General features: G+C 61.2%; 24 protein-coding genes. 8 read left to right on the top strand and 16 right to left on the bottom strand.

Going from position 1 to position 26,870, the window contains the following annotated elements; all coding sequences use genetic code 11:
* Nucleotides 1-225: 225 nt before the first annotated feature.
* The gene (locus tag ACFSM5_RS01780; RefSeq protein WP_379874512.1) at nucleotides 226-1,092 is read right to left on the bottom strand and encodes a LysR family transcriptional regulator; all 867 of its coding nucleotides are present in this window, start codon (nucleotides 1,090-1,092) and stop codon (nucleotides 226-228) included.
* A gap of 96 nt (nucleotides 1,093-1,188) precedes the next feature.
* Here ACFSM5_RS01780 and ACFSM5_RS01785 point away from each other — a divergent pair, with 96 nt between their 5' ends.
* Nucleotides 1,189-1,713, top strand: coding sequence for a GNAT family N-acetyltransferase (locus ACFSM5_RS01785; RefSeq protein WP_379874513.1), 525 nt, complete (start codon nucleotides 1,189-1,191; stop codon nucleotides 1,711-1,713).
* 236 nt (nucleotides 1,714-1,949) lie between these two features.
* Here the strand turns inward: ACFSM5_RS01785 and ACFSM5_RS01790 are convergent, their stop codons facing one another.
* From ACFSM5_RS01790 to ACFSM5_RS01830, 9 genes are read right to left on the bottom strand one after another with little or no spacing between them, the layout of a single operon-like run.
* Nucleotides 1,950-3,131, bottom strand: coding sequence for a fumarylacetoacetate hydrolase family protein (locus ACFSM5_RS01790; RefSeq protein WP_379874514.1), 1,182 nt, complete (start codon nucleotides 3,129-3,131; stop codon nucleotides 1,950-1,952).
* 41 nt (nucleotides 3,132-3,172) lie between these two features.
* Entirely contained in the window at nucleotides 3,173-4,702 is a 1,530-nt protein-coding gene (locus ACFSM5_RS01795) for a UxaA family hydrolase (protein WP_379874515.1), read from the bottom strand.
* Nucleotides 4,699-5,154 carry an RbsD/FucU family protein gene (locus ACFSM5_RS01800; protein WP_379874516.1) on the bottom strand — a complete coding sequence of 152 codons (456 nt, stop codon included), beginning with the start codon at nucleotides 5,152-5,154 and terminating at the stop codon, nucleotides 4,699-4,701. The genes ACFSM5_RS01795 and ACFSM5_RS01800 overlap by 4 nt, the downstream gene beginning before the upstream one ends.
* Nucleotides 5,155-5,181: 27 nt before the next feature.
* Nucleotides 5,182-6,033: an amidohydrolase family protein gene (locus tag ACFSM5_RS01805; protein WP_379874517.1), complete on the bottom strand. Its 852-nt coding sequence runs from the start codon at nucleotides 6,031-6,033 to the stop codon at nucleotides 5,182-5,184.
* 3 nt (nucleotides 6,034-6,036) lie between these two features.
* Nucleotides 6,037-7,065: an aldo/keto reductase gene (locus ACFSM5_RS01810; RefSeq protein WP_379874518.1), complete on the bottom strand. Its 1,029-nt coding sequence runs from the start codon at nucleotides 7,063-7,065 to the stop codon at nucleotides 6,037-6,039.
* 1 nt (nucleotide 7,066) lies between these two features.
* Nucleotides 7,067-8,140, bottom strand: a complete 1,074-nt coding sequence (locus ACFSM5_RS01815) for an ABC transporter ATP-binding protein (protein ID WP_379874519.1) — start codon at nucleotides 8,138-8,140, stop codon at nucleotides 7,067-7,069.
* Nucleotides 8,141-8,158: 18 nt separating this feature from the next.
* Entirely contained in the window at nucleotides 8,159-8,983 is an 825-nt protein-coding gene (locus ACFSM5_RS01820; protein ID WP_379874520.1) for a carbohydrate ABC transporter permease, read from the bottom strand.
* Complete coding sequence (locus tag ACFSM5_RS01825) at nucleotides 8,980-9,906, bottom strand: carbohydrate ABC transporter permease (protein ID WP_379874521.1); 927 nt, start codon at nucleotides 9,904-9,906, stop codon at nucleotides 8,980-8,982. The genes ACFSM5_RS01820 and ACFSM5_RS01825 overlap by 4 nt, the downstream gene beginning before the upstream one ends.
* On the bottom strand, nucleotides 9,903-11,240 hold the full coding sequence (locus ACFSM5_RS01830) for an ABC transporter substrate-binding protein (protein ID WP_379874522.1): 1,338 nt from the start codon (nucleotides 11,238-11,240) through the stop codon (nucleotides 9,903-9,905). The genes ACFSM5_RS01825 and ACFSM5_RS01830 overlap by 4 nt, the downstream gene beginning before the upstream one ends.
* 240 nt (nucleotides 11,241-11,480) lie before the next feature.
* On the opposite strand from ACFSM5_RS01830, the gene ACFSM5_RS01835 reads away from it, so the two are divergent.
* Both ACFSM5_RS01835 and ACFSM5_RS01840 read left to right on the top strand, forming a co-directional pair.
* The gene (locus ACFSM5_RS01835) at nucleotides 11,481-12,380 is read left to right on the top strand and encodes a dihydrodipicolinate synthase family protein (protein ID WP_379874523.1); all 900 of its coding nucleotides are present in this window, start codon (nucleotides 11,481-11,483) and stop codon (nucleotides 12,378-12,380) included.
* 3 nt (nucleotides 12,381-12,383) lie between these two features.
* Nucleotides 12,384-13,070, top strand: coding sequence for a GntR family transcriptional regulator (locus tag ACFSM5_RS01840; protein ID WP_379874524.1), 687 nt, complete (start codon nucleotides 12,384-12,386; stop codon nucleotides 13,068-13,070).
* 62 nt (nucleotides 13,071-13,132) lie between these two features.
* On the opposite strand, the gene ACFSM5_RS01845 is transcribed toward ACFSM5_RS01840, so the two are convergent.
* Nucleotides 13,133-13,660 carry a DUF2239 family protein gene (locus tag ACFSM5_RS01845; protein WP_379874525.1) on the bottom strand — a complete coding sequence of 176 codons (528 nt, stop codon included), beginning with the start codon at nucleotides 13,658-13,660 and terminating at the stop codon, nucleotides 13,133-13,135.
* Nucleotides 13,661-13,833: 173 nt separating this feature from the next.
* Between ACFSM5_RS01845 and ACFSM5_RS01850 the strand changes: the two genes are divergently transcribed.
* The 4 genes from ACFSM5_RS01850 (at nucleotide 13,834) to ACFSM5_RS01865 (ending at nucleotide 16,920) form a co-directional block, all read left to right on the top strand.
* The gene (locus ACFSM5_RS01850; RefSeq protein ID WP_379874526.1) at nucleotides 13,834-14,274 is read left to right on the top strand and encodes a carboxymuconolactone decarboxylase family protein; all 441 of its coding nucleotides are present in this window, start codon (nucleotides 13,834-13,836) and stop codon (nucleotides 14,272-14,274) included.
* Between the two features lie 15 nt (nucleotides 14,275-14,289).
* Complete coding sequence (locus ACFSM5_RS01855; RefSeq protein WP_379874527.1) at nucleotides 14,290-14,733, top strand: carboxymuconolactone decarboxylase family protein; 444 nt, start codon at nucleotides 14,290-14,292, stop codon at nucleotides 14,731-14,733.
* Complete coding sequence (locus ACFSM5_RS01860; protein ID WP_379874528.1) at nucleotides 14,726-15,634, top strand: sigma-70 family RNA polymerase sigma factor; 909 nt, start codon at nucleotides 14,726-14,728, stop codon at nucleotides 15,632-15,634. Before ACFSM5_RS01855 ends, ACFSM5_RS01860 begins: the two co-directional genes overlap by 8 nt.
* A 104-nt stretch (nucleotides 15,635-15,738) precedes the next feature.
* Nucleotides 15,739-16,920, top strand: coding sequence for an MFS transporter (locus ACFSM5_RS01865; RefSeq protein WP_379874529.1), 1,182 nt, complete (start codon nucleotides 15,739-15,741; stop codon nucleotides 16,918-16,920).
* 53 nt (nucleotides 16,921-16,973) lie between these two features.
* Here the strand turns inward: ACFSM5_RS01865 and ACFSM5_RS01870 are convergent, their stop codons facing one another.
* Together ACFSM5_RS01870 and ACFSM5_RS01875 are read right to left on the bottom strand one after the other, a co-directional pair.
* Nucleotides 16,974-17,210, bottom strand: coding sequence for a hypothetical protein (locus ACFSM5_RS01870; RefSeq protein ID WP_379874530.1), 237 nt, complete (start codon nucleotides 17,208-17,210; stop codon nucleotides 16,974-16,976).
* 115 nt (nucleotides 17,211-17,325) lie between these two features.
* Nucleotides 17,326-18,219: a bifunctional riboflavin kinase/FAD synthetase gene (locus ACFSM5_RS01875; RefSeq protein ID WP_379874531.1), complete on the bottom strand. Its 894-nt coding sequence runs from the start codon at nucleotides 18,217-18,219 to the stop codon at nucleotides 17,326-17,328.
* Between the two features lie 170 nt (nucleotides 18,220-18,389).
* Between ACFSM5_RS01875 and ACFSM5_RS01880 the strand changes: the two genes are divergently transcribed.
* Nucleotides 18,390-19,454 (top strand): response regulator, encoded by a 1,065-nt coding sequence (locus ACFSM5_RS01880; protein WP_379874532.1) that lies wholly within the window; start codon nucleotides 18,390-18,392, stop codon nucleotides 19,452-19,454.
* 63 nt (nucleotides 19,455-19,517) lie between these two features.
* On the opposite strand, the gene ACFSM5_RS01885 is transcribed toward ACFSM5_RS01880, so the two are convergent.
* The 3 genes from ACFSM5_RS01885 to ACFSM5_RS01895 all read right to left on the bottom strand — a co-directional run.
* Nucleotides 19,518-21,638: a FecR domain-containing protein gene (locus tag ACFSM5_RS01885; RefSeq protein WP_379874533.1), complete on the bottom strand. Its 2,121-nt coding sequence runs from the start codon at nucleotides 21,636-21,638 to the stop codon at nucleotides 19,518-19,520.
* A gap of 277 nt (nucleotides 21,639-21,915) precedes the next feature.
* Nucleotides 21,916-24,003 (bottom strand): FecR domain-containing protein, encoded by a 2,088-nt coding sequence (locus tag ACFSM5_RS01890; RefSeq protein WP_379874534.1) that lies wholly within the window; start codon nucleotides 24,001-24,003, stop codon nucleotides 21,916-21,918.
* A 253-nt stretch (nucleotides 24,004-24,256) separates the two neighbouring features.
* On the bottom strand, nucleotides 24,257-26,870 hold a 2,614-nt coding region (locus ACFSM5_RS01895; protein ID WP_379874535.1), incomplete at its 5' end, for a calcium-binding protein.

Genomic DNA, 26,870 nt, shown 5'->3' on the forward strand with positions numbered 1-26,870 from the left:
TTCGCTTCTAAAACCGAGTAAATCAGAACTGTCATCCCGCACTTGATGCGGGATCTCGTGTGGACGGGTTGCGTAGGATGCCTGCATCCAGCCAAAGACCTCGTCATCCTCGGGTCAAGCCCGAGGATGACAGGATTTTTGAGTGGGTCTTAGGACGACAGGGTTCGGCCACACAAGATCCCGCATCAAGTGCGGGATGACAGATCTTATTTGATATGCTCAAAGCTACCCGCTCAACCCTACCATCAGCGCTCGCAGCGCCTTGGTAACCTGTTTGTCCTTGCGCAGCACCAGTGCCAGCGTCCGGTGCAACGCGGGGAGCAGCGGGCGGACATCCAGGCTCGGGGCTGACTTCACCGCCATCGCGGGCAGGATGGTATAGCCGAGGCCAGCGCCCACCAACTCCTTGATCGCCTCCACGCTGCCGAGCTCCATAACCGGGCGCGGGGCATGTCCGGCCTTGGCGAACCAATCGTCGATGACGGAGCGGGTATTGCCCCCCGGCTCGTACAGCACCAGCGGTAATCCTGCGAGGTCGGCGGGCGCGACGGCCATCGGTAGATGACCATTGGCAGGACCGACGGCGACAAATTCGTCCAGACGCACCGGGGTGACATCCAGCATGCGGCCAGACGCGGGCAGGGTGACAAGGGCGATGTCGAGGGCGGTATCCTCCACCTGCCGGACGATATCGCCGGTATTGCCGGTCGCCACCACGATCTCCAGCCCCGGCATCTGCTGACGCAACTGACGCAGGATCGGGGGAAGCAGATAGATGCAGGCGGTGGCGCCGATGCCTAAGCGGATGCGTCCGACCTCGCCGCTGCCATGGCGGGCCATGGTCGCCAGCAGCTCGGTCACGCTGCCCTCGACCCGCCGGGCATGGAGGATCAGTTCCGACCCGGCGGCGGTCGGCGCGGCCTTGCGGCCCAGGCGCTCGATCAGCCGGACGCCAAGCCGCTTTTCCAACTCGCGGATCTGCTGGCTGATGGCGGGCTGGGAGAGCGCGCGACGCTCCGCCGCTGCCGAGAAACTGCCGGTTTCGACGACATCGAGAAAGCTTTGCAACTGATCAAGGGACAGGCCGCGCATGCAAAGGAATTTCTTATACAAACCATAAGAAAGCAAAGCTTTCCTTATGATTTGGGATGGCTCACTCTCGGTCTGTCACTCATTGGAAGACAGAAGATGCCTATCGTTATTCGTATCGCCGCCGACAGTGATCTGCCCGCTATTCAGGGGATCTATGCCCACCATGTGCTGCACGGCACCGCTTCCTTCGAGGAAGTGCCGCCAACGGTCGAGGAACTGCGAAGCCGCATGCAGGGCGTGCGCGACAAGGGGCTGCCCTATCTGGTGGCGGAGATGAACGGCGTGGTGGTCGGCTATGCCTATGCCAGCCTGTATCGCCCGCGTCCTGCCTATCGCCATACCCTCGAGAATTCGGTCTATGTGGATAAGGACAGCGCGGGACTTGGCGTCGGTCGCGCTTTGATGGTGGCGCTGATCGAGATCTGCGAGAAAGGCCCCTGGCGCCAGATGGTGGCCGCCATCGGGGACAGTGCCAATATCGCGTCGATCCGCCTGCATAGCGCCATGGGGTTCGAACATGCCGGGCTGTTCAAATCCGTCGGCTTCAAACATGGCCGCTGGCTGGACTCGGTGCTGATGCAGCGGGCGCTTGGGGTGGGGGACGGGAGTTTGCCCTCATAAGGCTGTCATCCCGGGCTTGACCCGGGATCTTATGTGGACAGACCGCGTCGCCTTAGCGCGCCCAGTCAAAAGTTCGTCATCCTCGGGCTTGACCCGAGGATCCATCTTTCCGAATCGAGGTTGGCAACCCAATGGATCCTCGGATCAAGTCCGAGGATGACGAGTGTTTATGGCGACGCCCCGGAGGGGATCCCGGTGTCGAGCACCGGGATGACGAGTTTTCCTAACGGTTATCGTTACTTGCCCAGCAATCCGCGCTTGGCGAGGTTCTGCATGAAGGCGGTCAGGCCGTAGGTCCAGGGGGCGACCTGGTCGCTGGTCTTCATGCGGTTGGTGATAGCGCCCAGCTTCGGGGCTGCGACGGTGACGATATCGCCGATCTTGTGGGTGAAGCCCTTGCCCACGTCGTCGCGATCCTTGGTCGGCGCGAACATGGTGCCGAGGAACAGCGCGAAACCGTCGGGATACTGGTGCACCGGGCCGATGGTCTGGGCGACGAGGTCTTCGGGATCGCGGCTGATCTTGGAGATCGAAGAGGTGCCTTCCAGACGGAAGTTATCCGGCCCTTCCACCACCAGCGTCACATCGGTCTTGCGCACGTCATCCAGAGTGAAGGTGGCATCGAAGAAGCGGATGAAGGGACCGATGGCGCAGGAGCCGTTGTTGTCCTTGGCCTTCGAGAGCAGCAGGGCCGAACGGCCTTCGAAGTCGCGCAGGTTCACGTCGTTACCCAGCGCCGCCCCGGTGATGCGGCCGTCGGGGGAGACGATCACCACCACTTCCGGCTCCGGATTGTTCCAGGTCGATTTCGGATGCAGACCGGCGTCCGCCAGCGTACCGACGGCGGACAGGGTCGGAGCCTTGGTGAAGACTTCGGCGTCCGGGCCGATACCGACTTCGAGATATTGGCTCCAGGCGCCTTGCGCGATCAGCACTTCCTTCAGCTTCATGGCGGCTTCGGAGCCGGGTTTCAGCTTCTGGAGATCGTCACCGACGAGGCGGTTGACCTCGGCACGGATGGCGGCGGCGGCATCGGGATTGCCACGGGCGCGCTCCTCGATCACCCGCTCCAGCATCGAGACGGCGAAGGTGACACCAGCGGCTTTCAGCACCTGCAGATCGGTCGGGGCCAGCAGCCAGGGCTTGCTCTCGTCGCGGGTGTCGATGGGGGTATTGGCCAGGATATCGGCGAGGTTGCCCGCAAACTCACCCTTGGCCTTCGCCAGATCGGTAGCGGGATTAGCCAGGGCGGCCAGCTGGCTCATGGTCGGGAAGGCAGCGCTGACATCGAAGACACCGTCTTCCCGGATCGCGACCACGGACGGGCCGATACCGGGGCGCCAGATACGTCCGGCAAGAGCGCCGGCATAGCCATCGGTGGGGAGGGTGCGCGTTACGTCGATCGGCAGCTGAGGCATGTTTCTTCCCGAGGTTTCGTTATTTGTAGGAGGAATAACTCTTACATAGTCGCGCCGAGTTGCCACGGGACAAATTCAGCGTCGCCGTAGCCGAGATCCTCGGACTTGGTTTTCTGGCCGGAAGCGGTTGCGAGGATCAGGTCGAAAATCTCCTGACCCTTCTGCTCGATGGACACGCCGTCGAGCACGTCGCCGCAGTTGATGTCCATATCCTCGGACATGCGCTTGAACATGTCGGTATTGGTGGCGAGCTTGATGGAGGGCGTGGGCTTGCAGCCATAGGCCGAGCCGCGGCCGGTGGTGAAGCAGAGCACATTGGCACCGCCTGCGACCTGACCAGTGGCGGCCACCGGGTCATAGCCTGGCGTATCCATGAAGACGAAGCCCTTGGCGCTGACCGGTTCGGCATAATGATAGACGCCGCGCAGGGTGGTGGTGCCGCCCTTGGCCGCCGCGCCCAGCGACTTCTCCAAGATGGTGGTGAGCCCGCCCGCCTTGTTGCCGGGGGAGGGGTTGTTGTTCATCTCGCCGCCATTGCGGGCCGCGTAATCTTCCCACCAATGGATGAGGTCGACCAGCTTCTCGCCCACGGCCTTGTCGGCGGCGCGATAGGTCAGCAGATGTTCAGCGCCATAGATCTCCGGCGTTTCCGACAGGATCGCGGTACCGCCATGTTTCACCAGCAGATCGACGGCGGAGCCCAGGGCGGGGTTGGCGGTGATGCCGGAATAGCCGTCCGACCCGCCGCACTGCAGGGCCAGCATCAGCTCGGACGCCGGAACCGTTTCGCGCACCGACTTATTGGCCAGCGGCAGCATATCCAGAACGGCCTGCACGCCCGCTTCGATGGTCTTGCGGGTGCCGCCCATGTCCTGGATGACCATGGACCGGAAAGCGTCGCTTTCGACGATGCCGTAGGCTTCCTTCCATTTGCCGATCTGGAAGGCCTCGCACCCCAGGCCCACCATCAGGACGGCGGCCATGTTCGGATTGGCGGCATAGCCCCATTGGGTGCGTTTCAGCACCTCATAGCCTTCGCCATGGGTATCCATCGCGCAGCCGGTGCCATGGACCAGCGGAATGACGCCATCGACATTCGGGAACTGATCGAGGATGCCGGAGCGCTCCACTTCCTTGGCAATGAAGCGGGCAGCGGTGGCCGAGCAATTGACCGAGGTCATGATCGCCACATAGTTGCGGGTGCCGAACTTGCCGTTGGCGCGGCGGAAACCCTGGAAAGTCGCTTGCTGTTCGACCGGCAGGATCAGCTCCTGGCGCGCGCCTTCGGCAAACTTATAGTCGCGGGCGAAATCATGGACGGCGACATTCTGCTCGTGCACCCAGTCGCCCGGTTCGATGAGCTTGCTGGCAAAGCCGATGACCTGACCGAATTTCAAAACCGGCGCACCCTCGGCTATCGGAGCCGTCGCCATCTTGTGACCCTTGTGAATGCGGGCCTTGGCGGTGATGCCGCGCACGGTGGCGCCGGGCGGAATGCTGTCGACGGCGACAATCACATTGTCGCTGGCGTGTAGAAGGACGGAGCGGGGGTCTGAAAGGGTTTCGCTCATGGACGCTCTCCAGCGATGACGCCCTTGCGGAAAAGGAAGCAGCCATAGGGACGCGGGTCGCCGACCTGGACGACGGCGAAGGCCTTGGAGGCTGCGTCATAGAACGGAAAACGCTCGATCCCGTGGGCTGGCGTCGGCTTACCCTCGGCACGGTCGATTTCCGCTTGGACTTCCTGCTGGATGATCGGCATGGCGCTGGGGTCATCGACCACCAACATGCGCCGCACCGGATCGGGGACAAATGTGTCGAGCGGCAGGACGCTCAGGATAGCTCTGGCGGCACGGGCCATGGGCAGGCCGGGAAGCACGATCAGCTTCCCCGAAGTCGTCGCCCGCGCGATCTTTTCGGCGGGGTGATTGCCGTCGACCAGTGCCAGGTCATCGCCATGCCCCATGGCAGCCAGGACCCACAGCAGGTCGGGCGACAGAACGGGATCGAGCGACTTCAGCATGCCCGTGACTTCATGATGCCAGTACTTTCATGATGGCTGTCTTCCTCTTCGAGACAAGTAAACCTTGGCGGCCGTGCCGCCCCAGATGGCATCGCGATCCTGCTGCGACAGGTGACCCAGCAGATCCTCGCTGGCCTCGCCCCACAGGCGGTAACCCCCCGCCAGATCGGCAACCGGCCAGTCGCTGCCCCACAGCAGGCGCTGGGGCGTGAAGATGCGCAGCACGTGCTGGACATAGGGGCGCAGATCGTCGATCCGCCAGTTCTGCTTGGCCTCGGTGATCAGGCCGGACAGCTTGCAGAAAACGTTCGGGCGGCGGGCAAGCGCGCTCATCTCGCTGGCCCAGGGCTCCATGGCCCCTAGGGCGACAAACGGCTTGGCAAGATGATCGATCACGAAGGTGATGCCGGGGAACTGATCGACTACATGTAAAAGGCGCGTCAGGTGACGCGGCAGGACGAGGGCGTCGAACACCAGCTTCTGCTTTTCCATGGCCTGGAAGGCCGGGTGCAGATCCTCGCGCAGCAGCCAGTCGTCGTCGGCAATGTCCTGGACCATCGGACGCAGGCCCAGCAGCAAGGGATCGACGGCAAGGCGGGCGATATTCTCGCGGGCCGTGGGGGATTCGAAATCGCTCCAGCCGACGACGCCCGCAACGCGGGCATCATGCAGGGCGATGCCCAGCAGGTACTGGGTTTCCGCTTCCGTCGGTGCCGCCTGCACCAGGATCGTCTTGTCGATCGAAAAGCGTTTGAGCAAGGGGGTGACGTCCGCCATCGTGAAGTCGCGATAGATCGGCGCCAGGGACGGGTCAGGCGTCAGCCAGCCGTAGTCCCCCCGCGCCAGTTGCCACAGGTGGTGGTGAGCGTCGATCCGCATAAATCACTCCGGTACAGGGACATCTGCGCCGAGCAGAGACTCGGCCTTCAGATCCGACCATAGACCGGGGGGGATGACAACGCTCATACCCTTTAGATTGCGTGCAACTTCCTCTGCATTCGCTGCTCCCAGCACCACCGAAGCAACGGCGGGATGCCCAAGGGCGAATTGCAGCGCGGCGGTGGCGAGCGGTACGCCGTGGGACTGACAGACGGCTTCGATCCGGCCGACCTTGGCCAGGATCTCGGCCGGTGCCGGACCATAATTATATTTGGCGCCCGCAATCGGGCCGCTGGCGAGAATGCCGGAGTTGAACACGCCGCCCAGCATGACGCCGATGCCCTTCTTCAAGGCCAGCGGCAGGAATTCATCGATGGCGGGCTGCTCCAGCAGCGAATAGCGCCCGGCCAGCAGCATGGTGTCGAAATCGCCTGCATTGGCGAACCGCACGCACATGTCGGCTTCATTGATGCCGACGCCGATGGCCTTGACCGTGCCGTCGGCGCGCAACCGGTCCAGTGCCTTATAAGCACCGTTCATGGCCTCGGAAAAACGCTGCTCGATAGCATCCTTGCCGTGGGTCCAGACGTCGACATCGTGGATCAGCAGGATATCGATCCGGTCCGTGCCCAGGCGCAGCAACGACTGTTCGACCGACCGCAGGGTGCCGTCGTAGGAATAATCGAGGTTGGCCTGATGCGGCAAGCCACCGAGATAGCCCGAACCATTGCCGCGGTCACCGCGTGGATTCATCCAGCGGCCGACCTTGGTGCAGAGAACGACATCTTCTCTCTTTACGTTGGCGCGCCCGACCTGACGAAGCGCTGACCCGCAGCGCGCTTCGGAAAGCCCGTGACCGTAGAGGGGGGATGTATCGAGCAGATTGATCCCGGCCTCCAGCGCCGCGACCGCCGCACCGATGGCGGTCGCTTCGTCCAGGCGGTCATAGAGATCGCCGATGGGAACCGCGCCGAACCCGATCGTGGTGACCGGGATCTTGGTGCGGCCGAGAGGGCGGGTCGGCAGGGACATGTTAGAGGCGGCGCCCATGCTCGTGGTCAAAGAGATGGATCATCGCGGGATCGGGGGCGATCTTCACGACTTCGCCGGGCTTGGCCGAGATACGCTCACGCAGCAGGCAGGTAAGGCCGCCGCGCTTGTCGGTCGCATGGCCCACGGGACGCACGATCATCTGGGTTTCCGAACCGGTCGGCTCGATCACGATGACCTCATGCGGCACGCCGTCATCGGCCAGACGCAGATGCTCCGGCCGCACGCCATAGACGGCCGGGCGGCCATCGGAGGCGGCGGGAGTGCTGCCGTTCAGCGGCAGCTTGCCACCGGCTTCGGTGGTGAAGCCGTCCGCCCCGATCTGGCCACGGATGAAGTTCATCGACGGCGAACCGATGAAACCGGCGACGAACATATTGGCGGGCTTGTCGTAAAGGTCGAGCGGCGCGCCGATCTGTTCGATGATGCCGTCATGCATAACGACGATCTTGTCGGCCATGGTCATGGCTTCGATCTGATCGTGGGTCACATAGACCGTGGTGGTCTTGAGGCGCTGATGCATCTCCTTGATCTCGGTACGCATCTGTACGCGCAGCTTGGCATCGAGATTGGAGAGGGGTTCGTCGAACAGGAAGACCTTGGGATCGCGCACGATGGCACGGCCCATGGCGACGCGCTGACGCTGACCGCCCGACAGCTGGCGCGGGAAACGCTCCAGCAGGGGGCCGAGGCCGAGGATCTCGGCGGCGCGCTGAACCTTCGACAGGATCTCGCCCTTGTCGGCTTTCTTGAGCTTCAGCGAAAAGCCCATGTTCTCGGCGATGGTCATATGCGGATAGAGCGCATAATTCTGGAACACCATCGCGATGTCGCGTTCCTTGGGCAGAACCTCGTTCACGACGCGCTCGCCAATCGCGATCTCGCCCGACGAGATTTCTTCCAGGCCCGCGATCATGCGCAGCAGGGTGGATTTACCGCAGCCCGACGGGCCGACCAGGATCACGAATTCGCCGTCCTGGATGTCGATATCGACGCCCTTGATGATCTCGAGCGGACCATAGGACTTGCGGACGTTACGGATGGAAACGGAAGCCATGATGGGAAAACTCTCTTCTTAGCCGCCCTTGACGGCGCCTGCGGTCAGTCCGGCGACGATCTGGCGCTGGGCAACAACCGTGAGGATCAGGACCGGCAACGTCACGATCAGGGCGGCGGCGGCCAGCGGGCCCCAGCTCACCTGTTCGAACGACAGCATGTTGTAGACGGCGACCGGCAGGGTTCTTGTCTCTCGCGAGGCCAGCACGATGCCGAAGACGAAATTATTCCAGGAGAAGATCAGCGCCAGGATGAAGGACACCACGATGCCGGGCTTGGCGATGGGCATTGCGACCTTCATGAAGATCTCCCACCGGTTGGCGCCGTCGATCATCGCAGCTTCTTCCAGCTCCAGCGGGGTCGTCTCGAAGTAACCGATCATGACCCAGATCACGATGGGAACCGTCACCACCAGATGGATGATGATCTGCGGCCAGAGGGTGCCCAGCAGCCCCATCCACTGGAACAGCAGGAACAGCGGGATCAGGAACGACAGACCCGGCGTCATGCGGGCGATCATGATCACGATGGCCGACTTATGTGCCTTCATGCGGGCAATCGCATAACCGGCCGGAACGCCGACGATCAGGGCAAAGAGGGTCGCCGTACCCGTGACGATGACGCTGTTCTTGAAATAGAGCAGGAAGCTGTTGCCCTCGAACACGCCGGTATAATTCTTCCAGGCGAAACGCTCCGGGATCAGGATCGGCGGGTAGGCGCCGTTGTCGATCTCGAACTTCAAGGACAGCGACAGCATCCAGATGAAGAACAGCAGGGCGGGCGACACCAGCAGGAAGATGCAGACGGCGAGGCCCAGCTTATTGGCGATCTTGCGGGTGTTCATCGGCCGTCTCCGGCGTTCCAGGCGCTGCGCTGGCGCAGATAGAGCAGGATCAGCGACAGGGCGACGATGATCACGAAGAAGACCACGGCAATCGCCGACCCATACCCGATGTCGTAGTAGGTGAAGGCGACGCTGTAGAGGTAGAGGTTCACCGTCTCCGACGCCGTACCCGGACCGCCTTGGGTGATCGCATAGATGATGTCGAAGCTTTTCAGGGCGTCGATGGTGCGGATGATGACGGCGACCATCAGGAACGGCCCGATCATCGGCAGGGTGATATAGCGGAACCGCTGCCAGCCGTTGGCACCGTCGATCTGCGCGCTCTCATAGGGCTCGGTCGGCAGGGCGGCAAGGCCACCCAGGACGATCAGCATGACGAGCGGCGTCCATTGCCAGGTTTCGACCAGCACCAGCGACGGAATGACCGTGCGCGGGTTGAAGACCCATTCGGAGGGGCTGATACCGATCTGCGCCAGCAGATAGTTCAGCACGCCCAACTGCGGGTGGAACATCATCGTCCAGACCAGCGCGATTGCGACCGGCGTTGCCATCATCGGCATGACGAAGATGCCGCGCAGGATCCCGCGGGCAGGCAATTTGGAATTAAAGGCCAGGGCGGCGGCTGTACCCAGGATCAGCGGACCGATCACGGACAACAGCGTGTAGACCGCCATATGGCCCATGCTTTCCCAGAAGCGGGCGTCGTTGATCAGGCGCACATAGTTCGCAAACCCGACAAACCGCTGTTCCTCGCCGATGCGCCACTCATTGGCGCTCATCCACAGCGTGAAGGCCCAGGGAAAGATGATGACGCCGATGACCACGACCAGTGCCGGGATCAGGAACGGCCAATAAGAAGGCCGTAGCCGCTTCCCTTTGGGGGAAGCAGCCACGGCAGGGGAGGAGGAGATCAGAGTGCTCACGCCTTCTCGCTACGCTCGAGGATGGGTTTGAATTCCGCCGTCGCGCGCTTCATTTCGGCTGCGGGATCGCCGCCCGAGATGAGGTTGGTGAGGGCAACGCCCAGCACGTCGCGGAATTCGGTAACCGGGATGATGACCGGCAGGGTCAGACGGCTGATCTTGGCGGAACCCGCGACCGCATCGACCCATTCGGCAGGCATCTTGACGCCCTTGCGCACTTCCGCGTCGGCCAGGACCGAGTTGCGGAAGGGAACGCCGGCACCGGCCTGCAGAAGGCGTGCGCCCATCAGCTTGTTGGTGGCCCACTGGCAGTAAAGGTAGGCGGCTTCCTTGTTCTTGGAAGCGGCGGTGACGCCGATGCCGTCGCCGGTGGTAGCGGCTGCATGGGCCTTCGGGCCCTTCGGCATGATGCCGTAACCGACCTTGCCCACGACGCGCGACTTTTCCGGATCTTCCAGCGGCGGGGCGAAGCCGACGCCGTCGAACCACATGCCGATCTTGCCCTGCAGGAAGGCGGACTGGCATTCGGCCCAGTTGAAGCCCGCGACGCCCGGAGGTGCAGCCTTGGTCATCAGGGTCTGGTAGAGTTTGGCGGCTTCGATGGCGCCGTCGGTGTCGGTCAGCAGGTTGCCGCCATCGACGCTATACTGGTCGTAGCCGAGCATCAGGCTGGTCCAGACCGGGGTATTGGCGTTCTTCATGCCACGGGCAACGAAGCCGTAGGTCTGATTGGCCGGGTCGGTCAGCGCGACGGCGGCCTTGACCATTTCGTCGAAGGTGGTCGGGAACGACAGGCCCTTCTTGGCGAAGAGTTCCTTGTTCCAATAGACGATCCAGTAATCGACCGAGAAGGGCAGGGCACCGAAGCCGCCTTCGGGGTTCTTGGCGAACGCCAGACCGGCTTCGGCGAAATCGTTGAGGTAACCGGCGTCGGTCAGGCTGGGGTCGTTGATGAAGGGGGTCAGATCGGCGAGCCACTTGCCCTTTTCGAACTGACGCTTCTGGACGTGATAGCTGATGTGAACGACGTCGAAGCTGGGGCGGCCCGAGGTCAGTTCGATGACTGCCTTCTGGCGCTGCTGCTGCTCCGGGGTCTGTTCGGAGACGACGGTAATGCCCGTCAGCTCTTCGAATTCCTTCTGAAACTTCGTCAGCGTTTCGCCGCGCGGCGACTTGATGAGGTTAACCTCGATCTTGGTCCCGGCATATTTCTTCCAGTTAATCTGGCTCGACTGACCAAAAGCGGGCATGCCGGCCATGCTCAAGGCACCGGCAGCAACGCCGGATGCCAGAACCTGGCGACGCGAAAGACGCAATTTATCCGAAGTGAACATCGCTTCCTCTCCTCCGTCCGGAATGGACTGTCCCATGGTTTGCCGAGTCATTGGGAAGGTCTCACGACCTCTTGCCGCTCGGCTGACGATCTTTTGTAGCGCAGGAGCCGGGCCCTTGCAGATCGATTGTTGCGATAATCCATAAAGCCAACGCAGTTTTGTTGCAAACAAAAAAACATCTGACTAACATGTTACTCAGTTCGCAGCGATCGGTTGCGTCTTTTTCCGGAGAAATCCAAAGTGAATCAATCGGTTGACCGTTTTGGTCTGTCTTGTGCCCTGGTTACGCCGTTCCGTGAGGATGGCAGCATCGATCTCGCTCGCCTCACTCCGCATATCGGCTGGGCGCTCGGCCATGGCTGCGATTCGGTGACGCTGTTCGGCACGACCGGCGAAGGTCCGCTGATTGGTCAAGTCGGTCGCGATCAGATGATCGGCGCGGTCAAGGGATCGGGTGTCGATTTCCGCAAGAATGTGGTCGGCGGCGTCATCGCCTCCTCGCTGCATGATGCGCTGGACCAGGCCAATCAGTTGCTGAACGCAGATGCGCGCGCGCTGCTCGTCGCGCCGCCCTTCTATTTCAAGGGCGTTTCGGACGATGGTCTCTTCAACTGGTTCTCTGCCTTCATCACCAAGCTGGGCGACCGCGCCCGCAACGTGATCCTCTATCACATCCCCTCGGTGACGGCGGTGCCGCTGTCCATCGATCTCATCAACCGTCTGCAGGCCGCTTTCCCCAAGATCATCACCGGCGTGAAGGATTCGGCAGGCGACTGGGGCTATAGCCAGAAGCTGCTGGCCGCCCAGCGCAACAATCTCTCGGTCCTGATCGGTGACGAACGCGTGCTGGCCCAGGCCGTCCGCGACGGCGGTCAGGGCGCGATCTCCGGCATGGCCAACCTCGTTCCGGGCCGCCTGCGCACCATTATCTACAAGGGCCAGGACGATGCAGCCCTGGTCGAGCTGGTTAACGAAGTTCTGAAGTATCCGGTCACCCCGGCCGTGAAAGCGCTGGTCTCGCACAAGACGGGCGACAAGTCGTGGTTGACGGTGCGGGCTCCTTTGCTGCCTATATCGGCCAAAGATACCGCTCACCTCGGTAGCTTCTACGACCGGGTATTTGCAGAAAAGGCCGCCTGATTAATGAGCATCTCCGCTAAGAAGGACCGGGAACCGGTAAACCTGCGCGGTCGGGCTTATGAAAGCTTCACCCGCAGCCTTCTGGCGGACGAGATCCGGCCGGGGCAGTTCATCTCCCAGCGCGAGCTGGTGGACATCACCGAACTGCCCTTGGGCGCCATCCGCGAACTCATCCCCCGGCTCGAGGCTGAAGGTCTGGTCAAGACCGTACCGCAGCGGGGGATGCAGGTCGCCCATGTCGACCTCAACCTGATTCGCGACGCCTTTCAGTTTCGCCTGTTCCTGGAGCGCGAGGCAGTGGCCGTTTTCGCCCAAGACGCGGCAGACTCGGTGCTGAAAACCCTGCTCGACAGTCACGAGCATATCGTGGCTGCCTGCGAAGAAGCTGAAGCCAACGGCGGCATCCAGCCCGAACTGGTGCATGAGGCCCAGGAGATCGACTGGGCGATGCATGTGACGATCATCGACAGCCTGGGCAACGCGATCATCGCCGACGCCTACCGTGTCAATATGATCAAGATCCGGCTGATCAAACAGTCGAAGACCACGCTGAATACGACGGTCCTGGTGCCGACGATGCGCGAGCATCTGGCGGTCATCAACGCCATTATGACCCGGGATCCGGATCGGGCGCGGGCAGCGATGGATGCGCATATTCGCAGTGCCTGGGATCGCGCCATCCAGCTTTAGGGACGACGCCGCTATAAAGGCGCGACGAACTCGTCATCCCCTCACTTGCCTGTTTGGTGTGCTCAACTGCCCGCCAGCTTCAACAGATACACCGCTATATCCTCCGGCCACGCCCGCACTTGCTCCTGCAGCTTTTCCCGATCCCCGGCAAATAACGCTCGAGAGGCTTCCTCGAAGCCCGGCAGGTCGCCTGCCATGGTCGACATAAAGCGGTAAGCGATCTCTTTTGTGCGGCGAAGTTCCTCCGCGCCTGACCGCATCGCCGCCTCCACCAGCTTGCGGATAGCGACTGAGGCGCCGCCGGGCTGCTTGCCGAGCCAGTCCCAATGGCGGGGCAGCAAAGTGACCTCACGGGGCGTAACCCCAAGCTTGGGGCGACCCCGACCGCGCGGCTCCTCCTGCGGCAGGCGGGCCAGAACCTCAGCCTCCGTTCCCCGTGTATCGAGATCGACGACCCGGCCCGAGGCATCCTCGAACGTCAGGATGCTGGCCTGCGGGTCCGCCGACAGGGCCGCGCGTACTGCCAAGGCGACTTCGGCCAAAGATCCAGCGGCCAGGCGCTGGGTGCCTTGGAAGCTCGTATGGGTCATCGATTGCTCCTCGTCGACAGGAGCTATATCGGCACCTACACAGCTTGTCTATATCGTCCGGGTAATAGTCTTTCTTCAAAAAATTGCCGACCCGTGTCACAGCGGCAAAAGCCGTCTCGTCTTGCATTCAGAAGGCCGGGAAAAGCCCGCGCTACGGATCTGGAGAAGATGAAATGCAAGCTCGTCTGAATATGTTCAAAGCCAATCCCGCCGCCATGCAGGCCTTGCTGGATGTCTCGGAAAAGCTCGGGACCCTGGGCCTGGAACACAGCCTGCTGGAACTGGTGAAGATGCGCGCCTCGCAGATCAACGGCTGTGCCAATTGCCTCGCCATGCATGCGGCCGATGCCCGCAAGAGCGGCGAGACCGAGATGCGCCTCTATCTGCTCAGCGCCTGGTGGGAAAGCTCGCTCTATACCGACCGGGAACGCGCCGCGCTCGCCTGGACGGACTCGTTGACCAAGGTCGCCGAAACTCAGGCTCCTGACAGCGTCTATGCCCAGGTTGCCGCCCAGTTCACCGAAGCCGAGCAGGTCGCCCTGACCTTGGCGATCACGATCATCAACTCCTGGAACCGCTTTGCTGTCGGTTTCCGCGTCCAGCACGCCCGCTAATCGGAGAAGATCGAGATGGAAGCGCGTTTGAACCCCTATAAGCTGGTCCCGTCGGTCATGCAGGGGATGATCGACCTCGAGGGGCGCGTCGCGGGCGCCGGGCTGGAGCATAGCTTGATCGAACTGATCAAGATGCGCGTCTCGCAGATCAACGGCTGTGCCTTCTGCCTGCATATGCATTCGACCGACGCCCGCAAACACGGCGAGACGGAGATGCGGCTCTATCTGCTGAATGCCTGGCGGGAGTCGAGCCTCTATACCGACCGCGAGCGGGCGGCGCTGGGCTGGGCTGAGGCCCTGACACTGATTTCGCAGACGAATGCGCCGGATGCGGATTATGCTGCGCTCAAGGCCCAGTTCACCGAGCAGGAGCAGGTCGTCGTGACCCTCGCGATCACCACCATCAACGCCTGGAACCGCATCGCCATCGGGTTCCGCACCCAGCATCCCCATGGTTGAGCGTATCGATGAGGCAGCAGCGGCTTTCGAGCCGCTGCGGCGCTACCTGACCGGCATCGCCTATCGCATGCTGGGCTCGGTCTCTGAAGCCCAGGATATGGTGCAGGAAGCCTATATCCGCTGGCATGATGTCGACCGTTCGGCGGTGACGGATCCGAAGCCGTTTCTGGCTAAGACGGTGACGCGCCTGTGCCTGGATCATCTGAAGTCGGCCCGCAGCAAACGGGAAAGCTATTACGGCGAATGGCTGCCCGAACCTGTGCTGGAGCAGACGGTCGATGGTCCCGACGCCATTCTGGGGCGGATCGAGGATGTCTCCGTCGCGCTGATGCTGGCGCTGGAGCGCCTGTCACCGCTGGAGCGCGCCGCCTTCATCCTGCACGACGTCTTCGATATGGACTTCGACGAGGTGGCAGAGGTGCTGGGGCGCACCGAGGTTGCCTGCCGTCAGCTCGCCGCCCGTGGCCGCAAACATGTGCGCGATAACCGTCCGCGCTTCACCGTGGATGCTGATGAGGGGATGCGGATCGCCCGCGCCTTCATGATGGCGGCCCAGAAAGGCGACACCGCCGCGCTGCAGAGCCTGCTGGCCGAAGACGTACGTCTGCATACCGACGGCGGTGGCATCAAGGCGGCGACGCTCAATATCATTCTGGGTCTGGCAAAAGTCGCGCGCTTCTTCGCCGGGATTGCGAAGAAAGCCCAGGCGGCGATCTATTCGGATCTTATCTACGAAGGCACGATCAACGGGCATCCGGGCTTTGTCACCATCGAATCGGGCGACACTTTGCAGTCGACCGCCCTCGATGTCCGCGACGGGAAAATCGTCGCGATCTATATCGTCCGCAATCCCGAGAAACTGTCGCATATCAAGATTGACGAACTGCGGCGCGGGGCCTAGGGTCCGGCTCAGGCCCCGTCGCAGATGCTGCGGCCCGGCGTAAGCGTTAACGTCAACCAACGCACCCTTGCCCTGCAGATATGCGCGGCGACAACAGGTGCTTTATGACGACGCAGACTTCTCCTTCCTCGACCGATATCAGCGTGCTGACGGGCCTTGGCCCTTTGGTTTTCGTGGTGTTCTTCGGCTTTCTTGCCATCGGTATTCCTCTGCCGACTCTGGGGCTGGAGGTCCATGGCACATTAGGCTTCGGCGCCTCGGTCGTTGGCTGGGTAATCGGCAGCCAATCGGCCGCCACCGTCCTGACGCGCCATGCAGGCGGAGTCTATAGCGACCGCCATGGGCCTAAGCGCGCCGTGATGCTGGGCCTCCCGCTGGCGGTGCTGGCCGGACTGCTTTATCTGCTGGCGAGCTCGTTGACGGAGCCTAAGTTTGCCCTGGGCGTGCTGCTGGCCGGGCGATTGATCCTGGGACTTGGTGAAAGCCTGTTTCTCACCGGCACCATGAGTTGGGGCATCGCCCGTCTTGGTCCTGCTCGCACTGGCAAGGTCATGGCCTGGCAGGGGATTGCTATGTATGGCGCGCTGGCCATCGGCGCACCGGTCGGCTTGGCGATCCAGGGGCGCTTCGGCTTTACCGGGGTTGCGCTGGCCTCGACCTTGGCCCCGCTCCTTGCCTGTCTTGTGGCTGCCGGACTGGCCCGTGTGCCCGGAAGCGGCGGAACCCGCGTGCCTTTCTATCGCGTGATCGGTCTGATCTGGCGGCCGGGACTTGTACTGGCGCTGGCGACCGTGCCTTTTGCTGTCATGTCCACCTTCCTGGCATTGCATTTTGCCGCCAAAGGGTGGGAGGGGGCGGGGCTGGCGATCACCGGCTTTGGCATCGGCTATATCACCGTGCGGCTCTTCATCGCCCATTGGCCGGATAAGTTTGGCGGCGTGCGGGTTGCTGGTTTCTCGTTGCTGGTGGAGATCGCAGGGCAGGCCGTGTTGTGGTCTGCCGACAGTGCCTTGCTGGCCCTGGTGGGGGCTTTGCTGACAGGCGTCGGCTTCTCGCTGATCTTCCCATCGATGGGGGTGGAGGCGACGCGCCGGGTGGCGCCGGAGCTACGCGGTCAGGCGGTTGGGAACTTCATCGCCTTCTTCGATATCGCCATCGGTCTTGGAGGTCCGGCGGCAGGATTGCTCGCGAGTGGTTTTGGCTATGGCGCTTCCTTCGGCATCGGCACGGCTTCCGCAGTTCTGGCATTGGTCATGCTGCCGCTCGTTGCCCGCATGGGGCGATAAAAAAAGAGCGGCGATTTCTCGCCGCTCCTTTCTCCAGGAAAGACCTGTCCAGCTTAACGCCAGACAGGCTTGCCAAGATCGATGTCGTCCTTGTCGGTCAGGGCGCCGGTAGCGGCACCGGCTGCACCGCCGACAACTGCACCGGTGATTGGGGCGCCGACCAGGGCGCCGCCGATAGCACCGGCACCGGCGCCGAGGGCACCGCCCGAGATGGCGCGGTCACCCTTCGACTCGCCACAGGCAGCCAGGGTAAGGAGCGACAGGGTCGCGACGACGATTACGTGTTTCATGGCCCTCTCCGTCAGTTACGCCGGGGACCATCACTTAGAGGGTCATTCATCCCGGCAAGCCTCGTTGCGTTCTGTCCATACAACGCGTGAGCTCGGGAATGGTTGCGTCTGGGATTTAACGGGCCAAGAGGTGCCGGGCCTCGGCGGCATCGAGGGCGATTTGAGCCTTCAGGGCATCAAGGCCGTCGAACTTCTGTTCTTGGCGCAGGAAGCTGACGAGCTGGACCTGCAAACGGCGGCCATAGAGATCGCCGGAGAAGTCGAACAGATGCACCTCAAGCCGGTCGTCGAAGCCACCAAAGGTCGGGCGGCGCCCCAGGTTCGCGACGCCTTGGCCCACCCCCGGCACCCGCACGGCATAGACGCCGAACTTCGGCCGGATGTAGCTACCGAGGCCGATGTTTGCCGTCGGAAAGCCTATCGTGCGCCCACGCTTGTCGCCGTGCCGCACATGACCTTCGATGGTGAAGGGGTGGCCGAGCAGGCGCGCCGCCTCGTCCGGGCGACCATCGCTCAGAAGGGTGCGGATTTCGGTGGAGGAGAAGATGGTGCCATGGGTCGCGATGGCAGGAACGCCCGTGACGCGGAAGCGGCCATCCGCCCGCAGGCTGGCGAGATTGCCCTGGCGACTTTGACCGAAACAGAAGTCCTCCCCCACGACAACATGTCCGGCACCCAGCGCCCGCACCAGGATTTCGTTGACGAAATCCTCCGCACTCATTGCGGCGAGCCGGCGGTTGAAACGCAGGGCGATGACCCCGTCGATCCCCTGCGCCTGCAAAGCCCGCAGCTTTGGCCCAGGAGGTGTCAGGCGGAAGGGGGGCGTATCCGGGCGGAATAGCCGCCGGGGGTGGGGTTCGAAGGTGACGACGATGGTCTTGGCCCCAACCGCCTTGGCGGCTGAAATCACAGCTTGATGACCGGGGTGAATACCGTCGAAATTGCCAAGCACCAAAGTGGCGCCTCGCAAGGTCGTGGGAAGTCGGAAGGGATCGCGTGAGACAAACATGGCTGAATGTTTGGCAGGTCTGCTGCCGCATGCAAGGGGTCTGTTAAGGTTGTATGCTTATCAATGAGTATGAAGATAATTTCCTAAGTGTTAGTTTTGGCGTAAGTTTTTTCGCCAAGCTTTCGCCACTATGGTAGAAGAGTGCCGTTAGTTTAAGGGGATCTGCGACAGTGTTTGACCGTCTCAGCGTTATGATCATCGAGGATAGCCCGTTTTTTCGCTCCATGTTGGCGGAAATTCTGCGGTCCTTGAAGGTCGGCAAGATCATGCAGATGGAAGATGGCGCCCAGGCGATCACCCACCTGCGTCAAGCGGCCAAGAACAATATGACGCTGCAGGCGCTGCTGCCGGATATCATTATCTGCGATTATGTGATGTCGCCGATCGATGGCGCCATGGTGCTGCGCTGGTTGCGCCAGCATGAGGAAAGCCCCGATCGCTTCGCCCCCTTCATCATGATTTCCGGTGCCGCCGACCGCGACAAGGTCCATCAGTCGCGTGATTGGGGCGTTACCGAGTTCATGGCCAAGCCCTTCTCGGTCAAGTCGGTCGCCGATCATCTGGTCGCGGCCATCGAAGGCCCGCGCCAGTTCATCTATACCAAGGATTATTTCGGTCCCGACCGTCGTCGCCAGAAGCGCCAGTTCAATGGCGAGCGCCGCGATCCCACCGAAAAAGACGTCGAAACCGTCTATACGACTAATAAGGCAAAGAGCGGTAATCCGGGCGCCAAGGCCTATATCTTCCGCCTGCCGAACCGTCTGCGCGAAAAGATCGCCGGCCTGACCCGTGGTCCGCTGAAGGTGGATCCGGAGTTGCTGAAATCGGCCGAAGCCCAACTCGACCGGATGGAGAACGACTATTCGGATTGGGTGCGCGGTTCGCTGAAGCTGCTGAATGAAGCCCTGTCCGAAGCCCGGTCCGACGAAAGCGGGATCGCCAAGATCGGTGCCGCCATCGTGCGTATCAACAAGATTGCCCATGATCTGCGCGGCCAGGGGTCGACCTTTGGCTATCCGCTGATCACATCTTTTGCCAAGTCGCTTTATGAATGCACCCTAGATCCGGGTGATGTTGAAGAGCGCCTGCTGGAACTGGTGGGCGCCCATATCGACGGGGTCAGCGCCGTCATTCGCGAAAAGATCAAAGGCGATGGCGGACAGTTGGGCCGGGAGTTGATGGCCAGCCTGGATGCTGCTCGCGAACAGTTCGCGACCTCCGAAGAGCTTCGCTAGGACTTGAAAGGAAAAAAGCCGCCGTCCCGATGGGGGGGCGGCTTTTTTTGTGCCTGCTTCCCGTCAGGCGGCGTTCACCATCTTGATGTCGCTATGGTCGATCGTGATGTTGCCCTGGAAGGATGCGACCAGCTGATAGCCATTGGCCGAATTGCCATTACTGTCGAAATAAAGCTGGGTGTTATTGCTGGCGTCATGGACTACGACAAAACATGCGCCCCCGGCGGTTCCCTTCAAGCCGGTCATCGTCGTTCCGCCTTCGAAGAGCAGACGGCTGGTATCAAGGGTACCGTCCATCGCAGTCGGCATGAAGCCGAAAGCGTCATTGTTGAATTCCAGAATATCGCTTCCGCTGGTGAAGGCGCCAAACTGGAAATTATCTCCGCCCTCAGAAGGGGCCGAATAATAATAGGTGTCGTTTCCCATGCCGGGACTGACGAAGGCGTCGGAACCGGCGCCCCCCCAAATCAGATCATCTCCCCCACCGCCGTTCAGGGTATCGTTTCCGGCACCACCATAGAGTGTGTCCTTGCCGTCGCCAGCGTCGATCAGATCGTCGCCTGCGTCGGCATTGATGAAGTCATTGCCCTCCAGGCCGTTGATCGTATCCTGGCCCGCGCCGGAGAAGATAATGTCATCCGTGATCGTGCCGGTCAGAGAGTCGCTGCCGCTGAAATTGGCGCCCATGATGTCGATACCGATCACTGCGCCGGTGGAGGTCGATCCGACGCAGATGCCGACGCTGGTCGTGCCGGTCACGACGATCTTGCCGAGCTGACCGGAGAATATGTCGCCATCGAAGGACAGAAAATTCGACGAGTCGAGGTTGGTGACATCCACGATCATAGTTTCGATATTCTGGATGTTGGTTCCGAGCGAAATCAATCCGCCGGTACCTGTCATTTCGGCGGTCAGGATATCATTGGTTCCGGTTCCGCCGTCGATTGTCTGGTCATCGCCGGGATTGCCGATGATGAAGATGATGTCATCACCCGCACCGCCATCAATGATGTCGGATCCTTCGAACGCGATAATCGTGTCCTGGCCGCCCTGACCAAGCAGCGTGTCGTCACCTGTCGTGCCGATCAGCTTTTCCGTCGCGTCGGTGCCGATGATATTCGAGCCGCTTAGCACGGGAATCGGGATAACGGGAGGCTGATCGTCCGGCTCAGTCGTGGGTGGCGTCGGTGTCGTCGGCGTGGGAACCGGATGCGTGCCTGATGCCTCGGGCAAGGGAGCAGGAAGCGATGGGTCGCTTGCGGTCGCCGCAGTATCGCTCGGCTGATAATCCGGAGCATAGGCACCATAGGCCGTGCCATCTGATGGATAATCATAAGGACGGTCCAGGGGCTCCGCAATTCTGGTCTCGTGGAGCACCGTAACGGTTATCTTGTCTGCGCCATTGCTGTCTCGCGGTGGAGCGCCATCGGCTGCTTGCGATGTCGTATCCCTGACGGCGGCGGTGCGTTCTGCAGCCTGGGCGTCTGCGACCTGCTGAAGGGCCTGGATGATCTGTTCGCCGACGATACCGTCGACAAAGGCCATGACCTGGGCCAGCACATCGGCAAGGGCTCCAGGCAGGTTGCCCATGGGCTGGGGGGCGGTTGGGGCGCTGTTGTAGCTCTGGATCTGCAGGCCGGTATTGGCTTCGGTAATGAATTGGGTCCCTGCGGCGTTCGAGACGACAACGGCAGCCGGGCGCCCGACAGGATCGGGGAGGAGCGAGAGAACGAGGCCGTTTTCGGCGTCAATACCGCCTGCGATCTTGGTGCCGCGGATACCGATGGTGCCGACCGGGGTGCGGATGGTCATGGCATCGGTGGAGGAAGGGGCAATTTCGCCGGTCACCAGGACAAAGGCGCCCTTGAGCATGGAGAGGCCAAGAGTGCCCTGTTTGGACGTTGGATTGTAGACCAGCTCGTCCATGCGCATCTGGCCGTTTTCGCCGAGCGCAAAGGTGGTGTTGTCGACAAAGACGACGCCGATCTTGCCGCCCTTCGGCGTTTCAACCAGATCCCCCTGGAAGACCGGCAGGCCTTTGGTTGCTTGCACGACGCTGCCATCGACCCGAGTGATAGTCCCCTGTCCTGCGACCGTATCGATGCGGCCAATCGGTTGTGCTTCTGAAATCTGAGCCAACTGCGCCAGCAACATTTCCCCAGCAATCAAATGTCCGCCGTTCATCGATCCGTTCCCTTAATCAGGGGTTAACTTTCCGTCTATCATTTGACTCCCACAAAGAATTGTCGAGATATAATTCACTATAAATTCTAATTATTGCCATTAACGCTCATGTTTATTTTATAGTCGGCAGTATATTTGGGATTATCATGCCGATTTGTAATGTGTTTTCTGCGTTGGTGCTGCATATATTCTGTCTATATTTTGAGCGCGGAGAACATAAAAAAAGGGCGCCTTATCAGGGGCGCCCTTTTTTATGCTGGTCTGCTGCTATAGGGATTTAGATGGCGAGCGGCGTCCCGACATGAAGGTCGCTTGCCTGTACGCTGCCTTGTTCGATTGTGGCGATGACATAACCGCCATCCAGACCGGCACCATTACCATTGGCGTCGTAATAGAGTTTCCCGCCGCCACTGCCGTTATCCCAGAAGACCACGCCCGGCATGGTCGAGGAGCCTGCCGAACCATCGTATGCGCCTACCATGGTCGATGTGGCGAAAGCGCTGATCGCCCACGAGCCAATGTCGCCGTCGGTAAACCAGAAGGCGCTACCGCCGCTGATGAAATTATCGATTGTGTCTCCCGCCTCGGAACTGACGCCCAGATAGACGAAGTCATTGCTGGTGTTACCGACAACGAACCTATCTGCGCCATCGCCACCGCTCAATTGATTGTGGCCGCTGCCGGCATAAAGGGTGTCATTGCCGCTGCCGCCGTTGAGCGAGTCGTGACCCAAGCCACCGATCAGCTTGTCTGCGCCGTTGCCGCCGAGGATGTAGTCATCCCCTGAACCACTGGCGATGACGTCGTTGTTCTCGGTGCCAACGATATTCATATCAACAAACAACGAGGCGGCATTCAGCTTGAGAGCGCTGGACCCCTCATACCCGCTTGCACTGATGTTCAGTTGAGCAATGTCGCTGGTCGCGGAGAACAGAATTATCTCGGGGCTGCCAGCAAGAAAGCCTCCATTCAGTAGGATGCTCTGCTCCGCCCCGCCTTCCGTAGAGAGCATCTTGGAGAGGTCGAGCATGACATGTTCGATGCTGTCGAGAGAGGCCGTTATTTGAACGGAGCCCTCACCGTCAGCAGGCGATAGCGTGCCCATCAAAGTGTCGCTGCCAGCGCCACCGATGATCGTCATGCCGGGTTCGTCGGCTAGGCTGGTGAAAACGGGCATGCTGAAGGTATCGGTCCCGAGATCACCCACCTGAATGATATCGTTCCCGTTACCGCCATCGATAAGGTCGATGCCGCTGATTCCTAGGATCGTGTCGTTGCCGCCCTTGCCATAGAGCGCATCGTTGCCCTCCGTACCGATGAGCAGTTCATCGAGATCGGTTCCGACGACATAGGCGCCTTTTAAGGTCGGCACGGAATCTGGAGGAGGGGGTTCGTGTGGAGGCACCGTGCTTTCCCCGAGATCCCTGACCGGGGGCTCGGTTGTCGTCTGGGAATGTGACCGAACGGTCGGTGCGGGCACATGGAAATCCCGGTCGGAGAGATCGGGGCTCGTCGCCAAGGGGTCAATGAGTTTGATATCGAGGGCGTCCACGGCGACGATCTTCGTTGTGCCAGCTTGACCTTCCGTCGGCGGCGGCGTTGCAGCGCCATCGGCTGCTTGCGATGTCGTATCCCTGACGGCGGCGGCGCGTTCTGCAGCCTGGGCGTCTGCGACCTGTTGTAGGGCCTGGACGATCTGGTTGCCGACGATGCCGTCGACAAAGGCCAGCACCTGAGCCAGCACGTCGTTCAAGGCACCGGGCAGGTTGCCCATGGGCTGGGGGGCGGTCGGAGCGCTGTTGTAGCTCTGGATCTGCAGCCCGGTATTGGCTTCAGTGATGAACTGAGTGCCGGCGGCGTTGGAAACGACGACGGCTGCCGGACGGCCGACAGGATCGGGGAGGAGCGAGAGAACGAGGCCGTTTTCGGCGTCAATACCGCCTGCGATCTTGGTGCCGCGGATGCCGATGGTGCCGACCGGAGTGCGGATGGTCATGGCATCGGTGGAGGAGGGGGCAATTTCGCCGGTGACCAGGACAAAGGCGCCCTTGAGCATGGAGAGGCCAAGAGTGCCCTGTTTGGACGTTGGATTGTAGACCAGCTCGTCCATGCGCATCTGGCCGTTTTCGCCGAGCGCAAAGGTGGTGTTGTCGACAAAGACGACGCCGACCTTGCCGCCCTTCGGCGTTTCAACCAGATCCCCCTGGAAGACTGGCGTACCTTTTGAGGCTTGGACCACAGTGCCGTCGACGCGGGTGATGGTGCCCTGACCGGCGACCGTATCGATACGCCCGATAGCCTGGGCATCAGCCTGGGCAAGCTGGGCTATGTCCGTATAGGGAACTGCCGGAAGGTGACCGCTCATTATGATCTCCTGGGATCAATTACTTTAGTAAGCGTTCACTGTTGGTTTAAATTTAGTAAATGTCCAGTTTTATCGCCTTGTCTCACATGCATGACTCGAGGGCGTGTCATGTAATTGAGGTATAAATGCTTATATTTTTCGGCAATATTTAAAATTATACTTATTTTGCTGATCGCCCGCCAAGGTGGCGCCTTAAAGAAAAAAAAGGGCACCGCAGGGGCGCCCTTTCATGGCTATGGAAACACCCCGCCGATCAGGGGGGCATAGTGATTTTCACATCGCCCGTATGAATTGTGTTGCCGCCGAAATCGGAGACAATCACCGAATAGCCGCCGCTGGTGTCGTTACCGTTGCTGTCGAAGATCAGGCTGGTCTTGCCTGTGCTCGTGTCGGTGTAGAGCAACGCGTAGGCGTCGCCGTCGAAACTATAACCATCGCCACCGTTATAGGCGCCACTGCCGGAAACGGCCTTGATGTGGGTCGACTGATTGATCGCGGAAAACGCTCCGCCCTCCAGATCGATGGTGGCGTTACCGCTCTTGAAGGAACCGCTCGCGAAGATATCGCCGCCTTCAGCGACATCCGTATAGACGAAGTGAGTCATGCCGGAGCCGCTCATGGTGCCGACAAAGCGGTCAGCCCCCTGCTCGCCATAGATGAAGTCGATATGGCTGCTGGAGGTATTGCCGGAGACATCGATCGTATCGTTGCCGTCGCCCGCTTCGATCAAATCGCTGCCGGCGCCGCCGGTGATCTTGTCTGCACCCTGGCCGCCATAGATCGTATCGTCGCCGGTGCCGCCGATAAGCGTGTAGTTGTTGGCGCTGGCCGCGACGTCGATATAGTCATGTCCGGCGCCGCCGTTGATCGAGCCGTTACCGGCGCTATCCGACAATGTGTCGTTGCCGTCGCCGCCATGGAGCGTATCGCTGCCACCGCCGCCGCTGATGACGTCGTCACCGAGGCCGCCGTTGAAGAAGTCGTTGCCGGCACCGCCCCACATGGTGTCATCGCCGCTGAAACCGCCGATGACCGAAACTGCGCCGCCACCGATGCTGATGCCGCTGGCATCGATCAGCATATCGTGCTGAGTGCCAGCGCCGCCGAGCGGGTTGCCGATGCTGCCGTAGCCCTCTTTGCCGGTGACTGGCACGTAGGAGTCGGAGCCATTGCCCTTGAAGCCTTCGATCGTCATAACGCCGTTATTGGCGATGACATAGCTGTCGAGGATCCGGATCGTGCCCGATTCGCCGCTCAGAGTCAGATTGTCGTAATATTCCAGACGGTCGATGCCGGATGAGCCGTTCTGCAGGCTGACATATTGCGAGCTGGCCGTCGCGATGACCCGGAGGACATCGACGCCCGCACCCAGGTTGATATTGCCCCAGTCGGCACCCGTCGCGTGTGCGATCAACGTATCATTGCCAAGGCCGCCCTGGATCTCGCCCTTGGGGCCTAGGTTCCGCACCAGCATCAGATCGTTGCCGCTGCCGCCCACAATGACGCTGCCGGTGTTCTGGCCGAAATTGTTGAGGATCAGCGTGTCATTGCCGCTACCGGCGGTGACATCGATCTTGCTGATCGTGTGCTGGTAGCTGTCGATGATGCTGCCCTTGGTGGCGGTGTGGGCATCGACATAGAGCGTGTTGAGATCATGTTGCACGGCGATACGGACATCGCCCTTCACGCCATCGTTGTTCTGATCGGCGCTCGCCCAGTTCACGCTGTTGAAGTCGAAAGCATAGGAGGCCGGGCTGCTCCAGTTCGCGCCCAATTCGATCACATCGATCCCGGAGACCGCATGCAACGGGCCGACATAGCCCTCGTAGGCAGCAAAAGCCATGCGAAGCACGTCAACACCGGCACCACCGTCGATGGTCAGGTTATTGAAGGGGTTGCCCTCGGACCAATAGGCGGAGACTTCGATCGTGTCATTCCCCGCGCCTCCGCTGACGGTCGTGCCCCAGTCGTCTTCGCCCGTGAAGATGCTGTCATCGCCGGTGCCGCCGTCGACGAAATCGGTGCCGCCATTGCCATAGATCGTATCGTTGCCGGTGCCGCCATAGATCGTATCGTCGGCTAGATAGGCGCCGTCGATGGAATCATTCCCGGCACCACCGCTGAGCAGGTCGCCGAAACCGCCTGAACCTTCAGTGTCGCCAGCGTTAATGGAGTCGTTCCCGGCGCCAGCGATAATCGTGTCCGAAACGCCAAAGCTGCCTCGGAATTCATTGTTGCCGGACAGCAGGCTGGCGTTGATCTTCACGCCGTCCTCGCCATAGTGGCTAACGTACATATGGGAGACGGAACCGATCAGGTTGATCTCGCCCATATTGGCATAGGCATTACTGTCGCTGAGATACAGCGCGCCATTGTCCAGACCGCTGACATCGACGAACAGTTTCTCGACATTCGTGACCTTGGCGTCGAGATACGCGTAAGTCTCGCCTTCCATGCCGCCCGAGAATTTCGAGATTAGGATGGTCGCGATGTCATAGCCATCGCCGCCGTCGATCGTTACGATGCTGGTCGGCGCCGCGCTTTCCCATCCATTATAGGACGAAATCGCTGCCTGGATCAGATCGTCGCCCGAGCCGCCCGAAAGCGCATCGGCGCCCGAGATACCGAGCAGGGTGTCATTACCGCCTGCGCCCTTCAGAATATCGTCGCCGGTGGTTCCGATGATGACTTCGGCGCGGCTGGTGCCGACGATATTGGTACCGGTGAGGGTAGGGGTCGGATCGACTGGGTCTACGGGATCCACCGGGTCGACTGGGGTCACGGGCTTGACGGGGACGGCCGCGGGGATGGTCGGGGTGGTCTTGTCGGGCGTGACGACCTGAGTGGTGGGAGTATAGCTGTAGATC

This window comes from Lacibacterium aquatile, assembly GCF_042683105.1.
Lineage (GTDB): Bacteria > Pseudomonadota > Alphaproteobacteria > Elsterales > Elsteraceae > Lacibacterium > Lacibacterium aquatile.